Raw genomic sequence first — 13984 nt, 5'->3', positions numbered from 1 at the left:
TAATCCATCGGCTACGCGTTGCGTCAGTCGTCGTGCTTGTCCTCGGGCATGAGTGCCATCGCGATGAGAATGACGCCCCAGATGCCCAGTGGCCACAGCGGCCAGTAATTGTTCGCCTCTCCGTCGGAGATCCATTGCACGGCCCAGATGCCGTTCATGACGATTGCGCCACCGAGCCACCAGCGCCATTCGTCGAGGTACTCGCGCCACTCGCTCCGGGAACGGTCGACGTCCTTCGTTCCCGGCAGTTCGACGCCCGGCAGGTCGTGCATCACTTCGGCCAGATCGCCGCGGGTGGTCGACGCCCACACCGCGTCCAGCCGCTGCTCGTACTCGACCAGGGTCAAGCGCCCTTCGCTCATGGCTACGCCGAGCGTGGTTGCGGCATCCTCACGCTCGCCGTTGCTCACGCGGAGATCCGGTCGATCGTTCCTGTCGAGATTCTTCGCCATCCGCAGGCTCCTCACCACGAAGTCCGTTCTGCCAGCTCATAGGTTGGGCAGAGAGAACACCGGGTAGTCGGTTTGGATGAGAAATACAGACAACGGCGCTGATGGCGTATCCAAAGTCGCCGAATTGATGTCCGAAGCCGGACTGTGCATGTTCACCACCGTCGGCCGAGACGGCCACCTGATTTCGCGCCCGATGGCATTGCAGGAAGCCGAGTTCGACGGCGACCTGTGGTTCTTCGCCGCCCACGACTCCCGCAAGGTGGCCGATATCGCGGCGAACCCGACGGTCAACGTCTCGTTCCAGTCCGGTGAGGGTTGGGTGTCGCTGTCCGGTACGGCCGCGGTGGTCGAGAACACCACCAAGGCCGAGGAGCTGTGGAACACCCGGGCGGCCGCATGGTTCGAGAAGAACCCCGATTCGCGCGAGGTCGCCCTGATCCACGTGGCCGCCGAGGGAGCCGAGTACTGGTCCACGCCCGGCTCGAAGGTGTCGAACCTGCTGGCCTACGCCAAGGCGAAGATCACCAACGAGCGCCCGAACCTGGGCGAGCACGATGTCGTCGAGCTCGAACTACCGCACAACTCGACCGACTAGTTCCGCTCGTGCCGGGGTGCCGTCGGGGGCACGTCCGGATCGCCCAGCACGTTCCGATCGCCGGCGATGTTCCGGTCGTCCGCCACATTCGGGTCACCGACGACGTTCCTGTCACCGACAATGTTCCGGTCGTCTGCCACGGTCCGGTCATGTGCAACAGTGCGGTCATCTGCCACAGTGCGGTGATCTGCCACAGTGCGGTCATCCGCCACATTCCGGTCACCGACGACGTTCCTGTCCCCTGTGACGTTCCGATCGCCTGTCATGTTCTTGCCGTTCTTCACGTCCGGGTCGATTCGATTCGCACGCTCGAACTGCGATTCCATCTCGTCGCGTGACGACGCCGCAACTCCTTGATGAGACTGCGCCTGCTGTGCGAGCTTCTCCGCCTCGGCTGCTTTGACGTCGGCCTCTGCCTGCGCGCGGCGTGCCTTGGCTTCGCTTTCGCGCGCCATCAGTTCACGCTCCTCGACGACGGAGGATTGATCGGCAGCCTTTTCGCGAATCTCGTTCGCTTCCACTCTCTTACGTTCCTTGCCCTTGCGGGCAACGACCACGGCGATGGCAATGACCAACAGAACGACTACTACTGCAACGATGATCCATACGGTGGTGTTCATGGTGTCTATTTCCCGTCTGTTTTCGAATGCCGAGACGGCAGATTCTCTACGGCGGGTACCCGAGTAACGACTCGGTAAACTCGCCGAAGGCACCCACGGCCAGGGCTTCGAAGGCCCGCGCAGCGAGTCGGCCGGCTCCTTCCGGGATGCGCGCGATCAGCCCGACCTCCGTCACGAGGGGCAGCTCGTCGCGGTTGACCCGCGCGGCAAGGCTCGGCTCGGCGGGCCACGATCCGATCACCAGCCCTGCGCATTCGACCCCGACCGCCCGCGCCGCGGCAGTGGTCAGCGCGCTGTGGTTGAGCGTTCCCAGCTCTGCACCGGCCACGACGACGATCGGCGCAGACACGGCCCCGGCGATGTCGAGCACGGTGAACCCTCCTGCGCCCAGACGCACCGCCACTCCACCCGCACCTTCGACCAGCACGAGGTCATGGGCCGCATCGAGCGTGCGCACAGTGTCGACCACAGCGGCGAGTTCGAGCATCGGCCGACCCGATCGGCGCGCCGCAACGTCCGGAGCCAGCGGCTCGGGGTATCGCGCCAGCTCCACTCCACGCACGCCCGAAAGCCGTTGCACCACATCGATATCGGCTTCGTCCGGGTAGTCACCTCCGACGCCGGTCTGCGCCGGTTTGCACACCGCCACCGTCCATCCGCCTGCGCGCGCGGCCGCCGCGATACCCGCGGTCACCACGGTCTTGCCGACGCCGGTCGACGTTCCGGTCACGAGCAGAACCGTCACCACATCACCGCCCTATTCGACACAGCCGCATTCAACACAGCCGCATTCAACACAGCCGCGAGGACCGACGCGGCACGGTCGACATCGGCGTCGGTGAGATCGGCGCGCGCGGTCAGTCGGAGTCGAGACCCGTCGGCCGGAACCGACGGTGGCCGGAAGCATCCGACGCGGACGCCGAGCTCGAGGCAGTCCGCGGCCGCCTGCACCGCACGTTGCGCGTCGCCCAGAACCACCGGGACCACCGCCGATTCGGTCGCTTCGACGCCCGCTGCGGCGGCCAGTTGCGTTGCTCGCACACCGATCGAGTGCACCCGTTCGGGTCCGCCGCGCAGGACGGTCAACGCGGCCGCTGCCGCGCCCACGGAGGCAGGCGCGAGGCCGGTGTCGAACACGAAGGTGCGCGCACCGTGCAGCACCTGAGTGCGCACCGCGGCCGGCCCGAGAACCACTCCGCCCTGCGATCCGAGGGCCTTGGACAGCGTTGCGGTGATCACCAGATCGGGTGCGCCGGCGAGTCCTGCTTCGTGAACGGCTCCCCGGCCACCGTCCCCGCGTACGCCCAACCCGTGCGCTTCGTCGACGACGAGCACCGCATTCCGCCTCCGACACACCGCGTACAGCTCGGCCAGTGGCGCGAGATCGCCGTCGGCGCTGAACACCGAGTCGGTCACCACCAGGGCCCGCTGTTCGGGACGCTCCCGCAACAGCTCGTCGACATGGCCGGTATCGCAGTGCCGAGAGACGGCCACTCGGGCCCGAGACAGGCGACAGGCATCGATGAGCGAGGCATGCGACGCGGCGTCGGAGATCACCAGCGCGTCTCGGCCCGCCAGTGCCGTCACGATCCCGAGGTTGGCGGTGTAGCCGGAGGAGAACACCAGTCCCGCCTCTGCTCCGACGAAGTCGGCGAGGTTCTCCTCGAGTCGCTCGTGTGCCGTCGTGGTACCGGTGACCAGCCGCGATCCGGTGGATCCGCCGCCCCACCGGCGCACGGCAGCGCAGGCTCCGTCGATGACGGCCGGATGCCTGGACAGGCCGAGGTAGTCGTTCGAAGCCAGGTCGAGGATCGCCTCCTCGGCCGTGCGGGGGATCACGATGCGCTCGAGGCCGGCCTCGCGTCGGGCGTGCGCGGCGGCGTCGAGCCACTCCAGAGCGGTCATGGCAGCACCATACTTGAACGCTGTTCAATTATGGCTTCGGGCCACCGCCAGCATCGCGCCTGCAATGGCCGCCACGTCCTCCTCGGTGCAGATGTACGGCGGCATCGCGTAGACCAAACAGCCGAACGGCCGCAGCCACACACCCGCGTCGACGGCCGCTGCCGTGGCTCGAACCATGTCCACCGGACTGCGCATCTCGACGACGCCGATGCCGCCGAGAACGCGAACATCGGCGACTCCCGGCAGGGAACTGGCGGGCGCGAGGCCGTCGGCCAACCCCGACGCCAGACGTGCGACCTCGGCGCGCCAATTACGCGAGAGCAGCAGTTCCACCGACGCCACCGCGATCGCACACGCCAGTGGATTACCCATGAACGTCGGCCCGTGCATCAGACCACCGGCCTCGCCGCCCGATACGGTTTCGGCCACCTCGGTGGTGCACAGCGTCGCCGCCAAGGTCAGATATCCGCCGGTCAATGCCTTGCCGATGCACATGATGTCGGGCGCGACACCTGCGTGATCGGCGGCGAAGAGCTCCCCGGTCCGACCGAATCCGGTTGCGATCTCGTCGAAGATCAGCAATACCCCGTACTCGTCGGCCAATCGGCGCAGTTCTAGCAGATAGCGCGCGTCGTGGAACCGCATTCCGCCTGCGCCCTGCACGATCGGCTCGACGATGATCGCCGCCAGTTCGTGCGCGTGCTCGGCGAGTACCCACTCGAATTCGGCGACGTAGCCGGCGTCGAACTCCGCGGGCGGAGCAGGAGCGAACACCTGCTTCGCGAGCACATCGGTCCACAGCGTGTGCATGCCGCCGTCCGGGTCGCAGACGCTCATCGGCGCGAACGTGTCTCCGTGGTATCCGCCGCGCCAGGTCAACAGCCGAGTGCGACCGTTCTCGCCGCGTCCGCGCCAGTACTGCAGCGCCATCTTCACCGCGACCTCCACCGAGACCGATCCGGAATCGGCGAGGAACACCTTCTCGAGCCCTGCGGGGGTGATGTCGACCAGCAGTTCGGCCAACCTGGCCGCCGGAGCATGTGTCAGTCCGCCGAACATGACGTGGCTCATTCGACCCAGCTGATCGTGCGCGGCGGCGTCGAGCACCGGATGCCGGTAGCCGTGCACCGCCGCCCACCACGAGCTCATGCCGTCGACGAGTTGCCTGCCGTCGGCCAACGTCAGTCGCACTCCCGACGCGCTGTCGACCAGCAGCGGCGTCGCATCCGCCGGGAACCGGCTGTAGGGGTGCCAGAGATGGTCGGAGTCGATTCGACGGACGTCTTCGGAAGTCAGCACGCCAGAGCACATTGCCACAGCGCCCGTCCGGCCGTACCGAGACTGGACGGGTGGCGAAATGTCCGAATCCATTAGCATCGCAGCATGACGACGCGCACCGTGACGAGACTCGTGGGAGTGGTCGTTGCCGCCACTCTGGCGCTCTCCGCCTGCGGGGGCACGTCCGCTGCGCCCGTGCCCACCACGACCGCTCCGGACTTCGCCGTCGATACCTCCACTCCCGTGGGCGCAGTCAACGAACGCATCCTGCGGTGGATCAACGCCGAGAACACACCCGACCCCGCCGAGGTCGAGGCAGTCACCGGCCCCGAGCTGGCCGAGGCCGTCGCACCGCTGGGTGGGCTCGCCACCCCACTCGAACAGTTGCGGGCAGGCGCACCGAACGTGGCCACGAGCTTCGAGGCCGGTCCGAACTCCGGCGTCCTGCACTTCACCACCGCGGGCATCCCGGCCACGATCACGACGTCGATCGGCACCGACGGCAAGCTCGACGGCTTCCTGGCCCGGCCGGACACCCCCACGATCTCGTCGTTCGACGATCTCGATGCGGCACTGTCGAAGGTCGCCCCGAACTATTCCTACAGCGCGTCTCGGCTCAACGGCGGCGACTGCGAATCGATCTACTCCGTCAACGCGGACTCGGTGCTTCCCCTCGGATCGGTGTTCAAGCTGTACGTTCTCGGCGCGCTCACCGACGAGATCGACGCAGGCAACATCCGCTGGGAAGACCAGCTCACCGTTCGTGATGCCACCAAGAGCGCGCCGTCGGGTGAACTGCAGAATCTGCCCGACGGCACGAAGGTGTCGGTTCGGGAGGCGGCCGAGAAGATGATCTCGTTGTCCGACAACACCGCAACCGACCTGCTGATGCAACGCCTCGGCCGCGACCGGGTCGAACGCCAACTCGGCGTCATGGGTCATCACGACCCGTCCGTCATGACGCCGATGATGGATACCCGGCAGTTCTTCGTCATCGGATTCGGCGATCCCGACATGCGAGAAGAGTGGTCCGGAGCCGACCCCGCCACTCGGGCAGAGCTGCTCGAACGGGCGGACGCGAGGCCGCTCGAGATCGACTTCGAGAACTTCCTCGACAATCCGGCGTCGGCGGACGGTGTCGAATGGTTCGCCAATGCGCAGGACGTCTGCGCTGCCATGGGTTACCTGGCCAACGGCCCGGGAGCGGAGGAGAACCGCCGCATTCTCGCGATCACCCCGGGCGTGCAGCTCGACGCGGCGCTGTGGCCGTACTCGGGCTTCAAGGGCGGCAGTGCTCCCGGTGATCTGGCCGGCGCATTCCTCGCCACGGACGCGGCCGGCCAGGACTGGATCGTGACCGAGCAGTTCCGGGCCGACGGCGCGATCGATCTGATTCCGTCCAGCTATGCGTTCCTCGTCGCGCAGCAGGCGTTCGCACTGCTGAAATGAGTGGGATTTGTAACATCGGTGTTACCGCTGCATTACACTCGCGGTCGTGGAGGCACAACACGAACCAGCCCAGCACGCGTGGCCGGAGGGCTTCAAGGAGTTCCTGGTCGGTGAGTTCACCGACTTCAGCCCCCTGGTGAACAGGGCCATGGAGGACAACTGCGCGTCGTTGTTCCGCGACGGTCCGTACGCGAAAAAGGGCTTCTGGCGCAGCTGCCGGGCCGTGTTCCGAGAATTCGTCTGGCCGGTCTGACTTTCCGGCCTTCACAGGCGGCCGCAAAAGGTTACCGTCGAGTATGGCAACCACAACGGATCACCTTCGGAACACTCTGGACGGCCGCTGGCGAGATGTGAAGAACCAGGCGCGTCAGCAACTTGCACGCGACGAGTTCCGTCCGCACTACACGCCGAACACCATCATCGCCCGCACCAAGGCAATGGAGCAGCTCAAGTTGCTCGCCGCTGCCGGTGCAGCCGACAACGGCTTCAAGAAGGAGCACGGCGGCACCGGAGACGTCGGTGCCGCGGTGACGATGATCGAAATGCTCGCGATGAGCGATCTGTCGCTGATGGTCAAGGCCGGCGTCCAGTGGGGGCTGTTCGGCGGTGCCATCGAGAATCTCGGCACCGAACGCCACCACGAGGCCTACGTCCCCAAGATCATCAGTCTCGATCTGCTCGGCTGCTTCGCCATGACGGAGACCGGACACGGCAGCGACGTGCAGTCGCTCGAGACCACGGCCACGTACGACCCGAAGACGGACGAGTTCGTCATCAACTCGCCGACGCCGTCCTCGCGCAAGGACTACATCGGCGGTGCCGCCGAGACCGCGACCGTCGCAGCGGTGTTCGCTCAGCTCATCACTGCAGGCCCGGGCGAGGAGCCCGAGAGCCACGGTGTGCACTGCTTCTTCGTTCCGCTCCGCGACGAGAACGGTGACGACCTGCCCGGTGTCACCACCTCGGACTGTCAGTACAAGGGCGGTCTCCCCGGCGTCGACAACGGCCGCCTGATGTTCGATCACGTCCGCATCCCGCGAGACAACCTGCTCAACAAGTACGCCGATGTGTCCGACGACGGTACGTACTCCTCCCCCATCGAGAACAAGTCTCGACGGTTCTTCACGATGCTCGGTACGTTGATCCGCGGTCGCGTCACGGTCGGCGGCAGCGCCGCTGCAGCGGCCCGCGTCGCCCTCGACATCGCGACGCGATATGCGTTGCAGCGCAGGCAGTTCGCCGCACCGGATTCCGATCAGGAGGTCCTGATCATGGACTACCTGGTGCATCAGCGTCGACTGTTCCCGCTCATCGCCAAGTCCTACGCCCTGCAGTTCGCGCAGAACGAGCTCGTGTCGAAGATGCACGAGCTGCAGACCGCGGACAACCCCGACGCCGAGGAGCAGCGCGAGCTCGAGTCCAGGGCGGCAGGTCTCAAGGCCGCGAACACCTGGCATGCGACCGCCGCGATCCAGGAAGCCCGCGAAGCCTGCGGCGGCGCAGGCTATCTCGCCGAGAACCGGTTGATCTCCCTCAAGGCCGACACCGATGTGTTCACCACGTTCGAGGGCGACAACCATGTGCTGACGCAGCTGGTGGCCAAGGAACTGCTCACCGCGTACGCCGACGACGTCAAGTCCATGAGCCCGGTCGAATGGGTCAAGTTCGCCGCCGACATGGTGGGCGACCGCGTCGTCAAACGCACTGCGGCTCAGGCGATCATGCAGACCATCCTCGACCGCCGTCAGGACAACGAGGAGGAGGGCTCGCTGTTCAACCGCGGCACCCAGGTCAAGATGTTCGAAGATCGTGAGGAGTACCTGCTCTCCACCGTCGCGCGCCGGTTGCAGTCGAAGTCCAAGGAGACCACTCCTTTCGAGGCGTTCAACGCGGTGCAGGATCACGTGCTGCATGCCGCGAGTGCGCACATCGATCGGATCATCTTCGAGGCGTTCATCGCCGGCATCGAATCCTGCGAGGACGCCACCACCAAGGAACTGCTCGACGAGGTCTGCGACCTGTACGCGCTGTCGGTGATCGAGGCGGACAAGGCCTGGTTCATCGAGCACCGCTACCTGTCCACCGAGCGATCCAAGGCCGTCACCCGTGCAATCAACGAGCGGTGCCGCACGCTGCGTCCGCACGCCGAACTGCTCGTCGACGGCTTCGGAGTACCCGACGCGTTGGTCGGTGCCGCGATGCTCGGTGAGCCAGGGGCGGGAACCGAGGAAGAGCCGGCCGCGAACCCCAGCCACGCGCACTGACGCGTAGCCGGGAACCCGGGTCAGCCGGGAACTATCGCGAAGACCCGGCAGGGACCGCCGGTCGCGCCCGCGTGCTTCGGTGCGCCGACGACGACCGTCGCCCCTGCCGGGGGCACCGCGTCCAGATTCGCCAGTGCCTCGACTCCGTATCGGCCTGCCCCGAGAACTGCTGTGTGAGCCGGGTATTCGCGGTCGTTCGTGCGGTCGAGGCTCAGAGTGTCGACGCCGATCCCGACGACGTTGCGCTCGCGCACCAGCATCTGTGCCGCGTCTGCGCCGAAGCCGGGGGCAGCACGCTCGGCAAGCCTGTTCTGCCATCGGCTGTGCATCGCCACCAATGCGCGATCGGGTATTCGACCGTGCTCGCGCTCCCACTGCGCGATGTCCTCGGTCGTCACCACAGCTTCTGGATCCGATGCGGACCTGGCCGAGATGTCCAGTACGACCAGCGGAGCGATCAGATCTTCGAGGGGCAGGATGTCGGCCGTCGCCCCGCCGCGAACGCGGTGTGCCGGGGCGTCGATGTGCGTGCCCGTGTGCTCCCAGTACGAGAGCTTGTTCACCAGGAAGCCGCCCAGCTCGTAGGCGGCGACCGGCCGCATCGAGAACGGTTCGCTGCCCGGCCACACCGGGAACGTCGGGCTCAGGGTGTGGGTCAGGTCCACGAGTCGGCCCGCTGGAATCGCCGACGCCACAACGGGTTCGGCGCGCACCGCTCCGGCCGTCGCAACGGTCAACGCGGCGGCCCCAAACGACCCGAACAGTGCCCTACGTCCGATTCTGCGGTGAACCGTCTCGACGACCTCGGGGCCGCACATCAGTCGGCAGCGGGGGTGACGAGCAGAACTTTGTCGTCCGATCCGTTGTCGGTGGTCAGCAGGAATGCGCCGGCGCCGCCGAAGCTGGTGAGTGAGCGCAGTCGTCCGTAGGTACCCACCAGGGCGTCGGCCTCGTCGACGAATTCTGTGCCGTCCTCGGACAGCTTGAGAAACACGAGCTTCTCTTCCTGCTGACTCGATATCACCGCGGCCCCGTTCCAGGAACCCCAACTAGCGCCGTCCGCGAAGGTCAGACCGGGCGTGGCGATGGCGGGGCTACCCGAGCTCCACACCGCGGCGAGTGCTCCGGGCACGCGGGCGGGATCGGTCATCGGTACCGACTCGTCGTAGATGAACGGAAGTCGATCGGGGCGGTATCCGTAGTTGCCGCCGGGCACCAGCAGGTTCAGCTCGTCGTCTCGGGAGGTGCCCTGCTCCACCTCGTAGATCTGATCCGTGCCGGGACGAATCGCCAAGCCCTGCACGTTTCGATGCCCCAGAGTGAAGATGCGATCCGGTGATCCCGCGGCCGGAGAACCGTCGGCATTGATATGTAGAACCTTGCCGCCCAACGAGTTCCGATCCTGCGGAACCGTCGGCGACGCCGTGTCTCCGGTGCCGACGTACAGGGTGCCGTCGGGGTGGGCCAGAATTCGGCAGCCGCCGTGACGACCGCCGTCGGCGACGGGAATGTCGTCGACGAGGGTGCCGGTGCGCGTCAATGCGGTCCACTCCGGATCGACGGTCCACGAGAGCACGGCGATGTGGTTGTCGCTGCGGCCGCCGGCACTTCCTGTTCCGGCGCTACCGGTTCCGCCTGCGGAGCCCTGTACGCCCTGGCAGGTGTAGATGGTTCTGGATGCTGCAAAATCCGTCGCGAGGGCGATGCCCATGAGGCCCGTCTCGCCGGACGCGTAGAGGTCGTCGAGATCGGCGGCGAGCTCGCGGATGGTCCCGTCGACGGCGCGGATCACGAACCGGCCGGAACGCTCCCCGGTCAGCACCGTTCCGTCGGGCGCGACCACCGCGTCCCACGGTTTCGCGAGTCCGTCGAGCACGGTGGTGACCGTCAGGCCGGGTAGCGGATCGGCCTGTGCCGTCGCGGTGGTCGTAGCCGCGAGCGTCAGGAAGACGCTGGCGGCGAGTACTCCGGAACTGGACACCAGCTTGTTCATCCACACTCCTGACGACGATCCGCGACCGGTCCGATATGACCGATATCACATGATTTTAAACACAGTCGAGGGGATACTCGCCGACTCACGACGCAATTCGCTGCCCGGGGTTCAGCCGACCTCGGGCGTGACGAGCAGCACCTGATCGTCGGATCCGTTGTCGGTGGTGAGGAGGAAGCCGCCGTCGCTTCCGAAGGGGGTGAGCGAACGCAACCTGCCATAGGTGCCGTCCAGTGCCTCCGCCTCGGCGACGTACTCGGTTCCGTCCTCCGACAAGGCCAGGAAGACGAGCTTCTGCCCCTGCTGACTCGAGATCACCGCGGCACCGTTCCAGGAGCCCCACTGCTCACCGTCGGTGAACGTGACGTCGGGGGTGGCGATGGTCGGATCACCCGAACTCCACACTGCAGGCAGGGCACCGGGAACCCGATCGGGATCGGTCATGGGGACCGATTCGTCGTAGACCGACGGGCGTCGATCGGGGCTGTAGCCGTAGTTACCGCCCGGCACCAACAGGTTCAGCTCGTCGTCCCGGCTCGTCCCCTGCTCGACCTCGAAGATCTGATCGGTGCCGGGACGGATCGCCAGTCCCTGCACATTGCGGTGACCGAGAGTGAAGATGCGATCCGGCGCGTCGGCTGCGGCGCTGCCATCGGCGTTGACGTGTAACACCTTGCCGCCCAGCGAGTTTCGATCCTGAGGAAAAGTCGGGTTCGCGTTGTCGCCGGTGCCGATGTAGAGCGTGCCGTCGGGGTGGGTCAAGATGCGGCAGCCCCCGTGCCGCCCGCCGTCGGCGACCGGAATGTCGTCGACGACAGTGCCGGTTCTCGTCAGGGCCGTCCACTGCGGATCGACCGTCCACGACACGACGGCAATGCTGTTCTCTCCGCTACCCTCGCGCCCCTGGCAGGTGAACACGGTTCGAGAAGACTCGAAATCCACCGCCAGTGCGATACCCATGAGCCCGGTCTCACCGGCGGCGTAGAGATCACCGAGGTCCGCGTTCAGTTCACGCTGGACTCCTGCGGAGTCGCGGATGACGAACCGACCGGAGCGCTCTCCGGTCAGCACCGTGCCATCGGGAGCAACCACCACGTCCCAAGGCTTGTCGAGGCCGTCGAGCACGGTGGTGACCGACAGGTTCGGCAGCGGTCCGGTAGGCGCGGCCGGAGAGGGAGCAGCGTCGGAATCGGAGCCCTGCGACGACGAGGTCGCAGACGACTCGGTCGGCTCTGCACTGCTGCCCTGTTCGGTGGTGTCCGTCGAGCAGGCCGCTACCAGGGCCACACTCATGGCGATGACCGCTGCGCCGGTGACCGGTTTCTTCACGAGCTCTCCTGACGATGTTCGGTAAGTCCCATTTCTCCGGTATCACCGTTTTTACGACTTCCGAACCACCGACGGATCTCAGTCGAGTCAGGACACCAGTCGATACCCGGCTTCGACGACCGCGGCGTCCACCGTCGCGTCATCGAGCGCCGAATCGCTGCTCACCACGACTGCCCCGGAATCCACATCGACGTCGACGCCGGTGACTCCTGCGATCTCCGATACTTCTTCTCTCACCGACGCGGCGCAATGCCCGCACGTCATGCCCTCGACCGAATACGTCGTCTGCATCTGAATTTCCCCTCTTCCGTCAGGAACGAACCAGGCGCGCGATGGCCTCGGAGGCCTCTTTCACCTTCGCGTCCGCCTCGGGTCCGCCGTGTTTCGCGGCCTCCACGACGCATCCTGCGAGGTGGGCGTCGAGCAGCTTCAACGAGACCGACTGCAGCGCCTTGGTCACCGCAGACACCTGAGTGAGGACATCGATGCAATAGCGGTCGTCTGCGACCATTCGCGAAATACCGGCCACTTGGCCCTCGATTCGGCGCAATCGCTTCAGCAGATCGTCCTGCTCGGCGCTGTAGCTGCTCATAACGCCCACCATACCCCTACCCGGTATGGGGTGCACGTCCCGAGAGGACCCGACGGACGCCGTCGACCATCAACAGTGCGGCCACCGTGACGACCAGAGCGGCCAGAGCGATCCAGGACCCCGAGTAGAACGTCCCCGAATATGCCGGGGACACGTCGGCAACCGCGGGAAACTCGGTGGTGCGCACGCCCGCATTCCAGCACGCCACAGCTCCGATCACCGCGAGCAGAGCCAGCCCCAGCTCCGCCCACCCGAGGGACTTCCTCACAGGTACTCCCGCTTCGCCGTTTCCAGAGCCGCACGCAGACCGTCGTCGTCCTTCGCCCAGGCCTGCACCAGCCCACCGCCCACCAGCCGCAGCCCGATGCCGTGACGCTTGCGCGGCACACCCGACAGCTCCCCGAGTACCCGCGCGGTCTCCCACCTCTTCGGCTCGTAGTCGCCGTCGGCGTACTCCGCCGGCGGCAGTATGTCGTCGATCTCGTCCAGATCGACGGTCTCGGTCCCCTGCCGCAGCCGACGCGTGGTGAGTTCGACGCTCACGTGCATCCGCGCGGCGCGCAGCTGGACGTACGTGAGACCGACGAGGATCAACGAGAACAGCGCGAGTGCGAACCAGTGGATCACCGGTCCCGATGCGAGTTCGACTGCGAGTACCACCAGGCAGAACACCGGCCCCCACGCCAGCATGCGCCACCGACCACCGGGCTCGTGGAAGAGCACGGGATCGTCGATGGGAGTCTCGCTATTCATGTCATTGTTCATCTCGCTGTTCATCTCACTGCTCACGGACGAACCACTCCCGCGCCGACGGCCGGTAGACCAGAACGGCTGCGACCACCAGCGCAACTGTGATCACCAGCAGCACGAACGGAAACACCAGCGCGGCGAACGTCAGCAGCAGCGCCACGGCTCCGGACAGTGCCACCAGGGCGCGTCGGAACCTGCGGTCTCCGGCGCGGACGGGGCCCGACATCAGACCGACGGCCAAGCCGACCACTCCGAAGATGACCCCGAGTCCGCGGAACACCGTCAGGAAGGAATCGATCTGTTCGTCGGTCGCACCGCCGGTGGTGAACGATGCGCGGATCTGATCGGCCGGCAGTGTCAGGGCGATCATGCACACGACGATCAGCAGCACCGCCGAGGACAACCACAGCCAGTAGGCGGCGGATACCACTCGGGGCCGGGCGGTCGGTGCGTCGGTGTCTGCGCTCACGCCAGACATCCTGCCACCGTCGGTGAGCTGTGCGTTCGGCCGGCAAAGATTCTCCGCCGACGCGATGCTCAGCCTGCAGAGATTCCCAGCGCCATGATCGCGATGGCGGCCGAGACGGCGAGCAGCAACCCCAGCAGTGCCCAGCCGGGGCGACCGCTCTCGGCGGGACAGGCCTCGCGGTCGACGGCCGGTACTGCGGTCGGCTGCGCCATACTCGCTGCTGCAGGGATGTTGTCTGCCATGTCGGTTCCGATCACTCGAGAAGATATCGAGAGTGATGCTAGTCAC

The 13984-nt window shown here is 66.3% G+C and carries 18 protein-coding genes; 4 read left to right on the top strand and 14 right to left on the bottom strand.

The window, feature by feature from the left end; genetic code table 11:
* Positions 1-23: 23 nt before the first annotated feature.
* Positions 24-452, bottom strand: coding sequence for a DUF1707 SHOCT-like domain-containing protein (locus R3P95_RS11465; RefSeq protein ID WP_317548422.1), 429 nt, complete (start codon positions 450-452; stop codon positions 24-26).
* A gap of 76 nt (positions 453-528) precedes the next feature.
* Between R3P95_RS11465 and R3P95_RS11460 the strand changes: the two genes are divergently transcribed.
* Entirely contained in the window at positions 529-1047 is a 519-nt protein-coding gene (locus R3P95_RS11460) for a pyridoxamine 5'-phosphate oxidase family protein (protein WP_300517512.1), read from the top strand.
* On the opposite strand, the gene R3P95_RS11455 is transcribed toward R3P95_RS11460, so the two are convergent.
* Genes R3P95_RS11455 through R3P95_RS11440 form a run of 4 tightly spaced genes read right to left on the bottom strand, consistent with a single transcriptional unit; the run spans position 1044 to position 4883 of the window.
* Entirely contained in the window at positions 1044-1667 is a 624-nt protein-coding gene (locus R3P95_RS11455; protein WP_317548421.1) for a hypothetical protein, read from the bottom strand. The genes R3P95_RS11460 and R3P95_RS11455 overlap by 4 nt on opposite strands.
* A 46-nt stretch (positions 1668-1713) precedes the next feature.
* Positions 1714-2412: a dethiobiotin synthase gene (gene bioD, locus R3P95_RS11450; RefSeq protein ID WP_317548420.1), complete on the bottom strand. Its 699-nt coding sequence runs from the start codon at positions 2410-2412 to the stop codon at positions 1714-1716.
* A complete protein-coding gene (locus R3P95_RS11445) occupies positions 2409-3572 on the bottom strand; it encodes an 8-amino-7-oxononanoate synthase (RefSeq protein ID WP_317548419.1) in 1164 nt (387 codons plus the stop codon). Before R3P95_RS11445 ends, bioD begins: the two co-directional genes overlap by 4 nt.
* A 24-nt stretch (positions 3573-3596) precedes the next feature.
* On the bottom strand, positions 3597-4883 hold the full coding sequence (locus R3P95_RS11440) for an adenosylmethionine--8-amino-7-oxononanoate transaminase (RefSeq protein ID WP_317533450.1): 1287 nt from the start codon (positions 4881-4883) through the stop codon (positions 3597-3599).
* A gap of 72 nt (positions 4884-4955) precedes the next feature.
* Between R3P95_RS11440 and R3P95_RS11435 the strand changes: the two genes are divergently transcribed.
* Genes R3P95_RS11435 through R3P95_RS11425 form a run of 3 tightly spaced genes read left to right on the top strand, consistent with a single transcriptional unit; the run spans position 4956 to position 8563 of the window.
* Complete coding sequence (locus tag R3P95_RS11435) at positions 4956-6299, top strand: serine hydrolase (protein ID WP_317548418.1); 1344 nt, start codon at positions 4956-4958, stop codon at positions 6297-6299.
* Between the two features lie 46 nt (positions 6300-6345).
* Positions 6346-6552, top strand: a complete 207-nt coding sequence (locus R3P95_RS11430) for an inositol 2-dehydrogenase (protein ID WP_317548417.1) — start codon at positions 6346-6348, stop codon at positions 6550-6552.
* Between the two features lie 43 nt (positions 6553-6595).
* On the top strand, positions 6596-8563 hold the full coding sequence (locus R3P95_RS11425; protein WP_317548416.1) for an acyl-CoA dehydrogenase family protein: 1968 nt from the start codon (positions 6596-6598) through the stop codon (positions 8561-8563).
* A 20-nt stretch (positions 8564-8583) separates the two neighbouring features.
* On the opposite strand, the gene R3P95_RS11420 is transcribed toward R3P95_RS11425, so the two are convergent.
* The 9 genes from R3P95_RS11420 to R3P95_RS11380 form a co-directional block, all read right to left on the bottom strand.
* Positions 8584-9381 carry a cyclase family protein gene (locus R3P95_RS11420; RefSeq protein ID WP_317548415.1) on the bottom strand — a complete coding sequence of 266 codons (798 nt, stop codon included), beginning with the start codon at positions 9379-9381 and terminating at the stop codon, positions 8584-8586.
* Positions 9381-10556, bottom strand: coding sequence for a PQQ-dependent sugar dehydrogenase (locus R3P95_RS11415; RefSeq protein ID WP_317548414.1), 1176 nt, complete (start codon positions 10554-10556; stop codon positions 9381-9383). Before R3P95_RS11415 ends, R3P95_RS11420 begins: the two co-directional genes overlap by 1 nt.
* A 111-nt stretch (positions 10557-10667) precedes the next feature.
* Positions 10668-11885, bottom strand: coding sequence for a PQQ-dependent sugar dehydrogenase (locus tag R3P95_RS11410; protein ID WP_317548413.1), 1218 nt, complete (start codon positions 11883-11885; stop codon positions 10668-10670).
* An 87-nt stretch (positions 11886-11972) separates the two neighbouring features.
* The gene (locus R3P95_RS11405) at positions 11973-12176 is read right to left on the bottom strand and encodes a heavy-metal-associated domain-containing protein (RefSeq protein ID WP_068046431.1); all 204 of its coding nucleotides are present in this window, start codon (positions 12174-12176) and stop codon (positions 11973-11975) included.
* 19 nt (positions 12177-12195) lie between these two features.
* Positions 12196-12477 (bottom strand): metal-sensitive transcriptional regulator, encoded by a 282-nt coding sequence (locus R3P95_RS11400; RefSeq protein WP_032393890.1) that lies wholly within the window; start codon positions 12475-12477, stop codon positions 12196-12198.
* Between the two features lie 16 nt (positions 12478-12493).
* Complete coding sequence (locus R3P95_RS11395; protein ID WP_068046434.1) at positions 12494-12745, bottom strand: hypothetical protein; 252 nt, start codon at positions 12743-12745, stop codon at positions 12494-12496.
* Entirely contained in the window at positions 12742-13230 is a 489-nt protein-coding gene (locus tag R3P95_RS11390) for a hypothetical protein (RefSeq protein WP_269595769.1), read from the bottom strand. Before R3P95_RS11390 ends, R3P95_RS11395 begins: the two co-directional genes overlap by 4 nt.
* 25 nt (positions 13231-13255) lie before the next feature.
* Positions 13256-13696 (bottom strand): hypothetical protein, encoded by a 441-nt coding sequence (locus tag R3P95_RS11385; protein WP_269595735.1) that lies wholly within the window; start codon positions 13694-13696, stop codon positions 13256-13258.
* 68 nt (positions 13697-13764) lie between these two features.
* Positions 13765-13938, bottom strand: a complete 174-nt coding sequence (locus R3P95_RS11380) for a hypothetical protein (RefSeq protein WP_317548412.1) — start codon at positions 13936-13938, stop codon at positions 13765-13767.
* Positions 13939-13984 lie beyond the last annotated feature (46 nt).

It is taken from the genome of Rhodococcus cercidiphylli, assembly GCF_033042225.1.
GTDB lineage: Bacteria > Actinomycetota > Actinomycetes > Mycobacteriales > Mycobacteriaceae > Rhodococcoides.
Note: the sequence above shows the minus strand (reverse complement) of the source record. Positions and strands in the feature narration are given on the sequence as shown.

What these genes read in the sequence shown, in the direction of transcription:
- R3P95_RS11465 (WP_317548422.1), bottom strand. Translation starts at nt 452, where the DNA reads ATGGCGAAGAATCTCGACAGGAACGATCGACCGGATCTCCGCGTGAGC.
- R3P95_RS11460 (WP_300517512.1), top strand. Translation starts at nt 529, where the DNA reads ATGAGAAATACAGACAACGGCGCTGATGGCGTATCCAAAGTCGCCGAA.
- R3P95_RS11455 (WP_317548421.1), bottom strand. Translation starts at nt 1,667, where the DNA reads ATGAACACCACCGTATGGATCATCGTTGCAGTAGTAGTCGTTCTGTTG.
- R3P95_RS11445 (WP_317548419.1), bottom strand. Translation starts at nt 3,572, where the DNA reads ATGACCGCTCTGGAGTGGCTCGACGCCGCCGCGCACGCCCGACGCGAG.
- R3P95_RS11440 (WP_317533450.1), bottom strand. Translation starts at nt 4,883, where the DNA reads ATGTGCTCTGGCGTGCTGACTTCCGAAGACGTCCGTCGAATCGACTCC.
- R3P95_RS11435 (WP_317548418.1), top strand. Translation starts at nt 4,956, where the DNA reads ATGACGACGCGCACCGTGACGAGACTCGTGGGAGTGGTCGTTGCCGCC.
- R3P95_RS11425 (WP_317548416.1), top strand. Translation starts at nt 6,596, where the DNA reads ATGGCAACCACAACGGATCACCTTCGGAACACTCTGGACGGCCGCTGG.
- R3P95_RS11420 (WP_317548415.1), bottom strand. Translation starts at nt 9,381, where the DNA reads ATGTGCGGCCCCGAGGTCGTCGAGACGGTTCACCGCAGAATCGGACGT.
- R3P95_RS11415 (WP_317548414.1), bottom strand. Translation starts at nt 10,556, where the DNA reads ATGAACAAGCTGGTGTCCAGTTCCGGAGTACTCGCCGCCAGCGTCTTC.
- R3P95_RS11405 (WP_068046431.1), bottom strand. Translation starts at nt 12,176, where the DNA reads ATGCAGACGACGTATTCGGTCGAGGGCATGACGTGCGGGCATTGCGCC.
- R3P95_RS11400 (WP_032393890.1), bottom strand. Translation starts at nt 12,477, where the DNA reads ATGAGCAGCTACAGCGCCGAGCAGGACGATCTGCTGAAGCGATTGCGC.
- R3P95_RS11390 (WP_269595769.1), bottom strand. Translation starts at nt 13,230, where the DNA reads ATGAATAGCGAGACTCCCATCGACGATCCCGTGCTCTTCCACGAGCCC.
- R3P95_RS11380 (WP_317548412.1), bottom strand. Translation starts at nt 13,938, where the DNA reads ATGGCAGACAACATCCCTGCAGCAGCGAGTATGGCGCAGCCGACCGCA.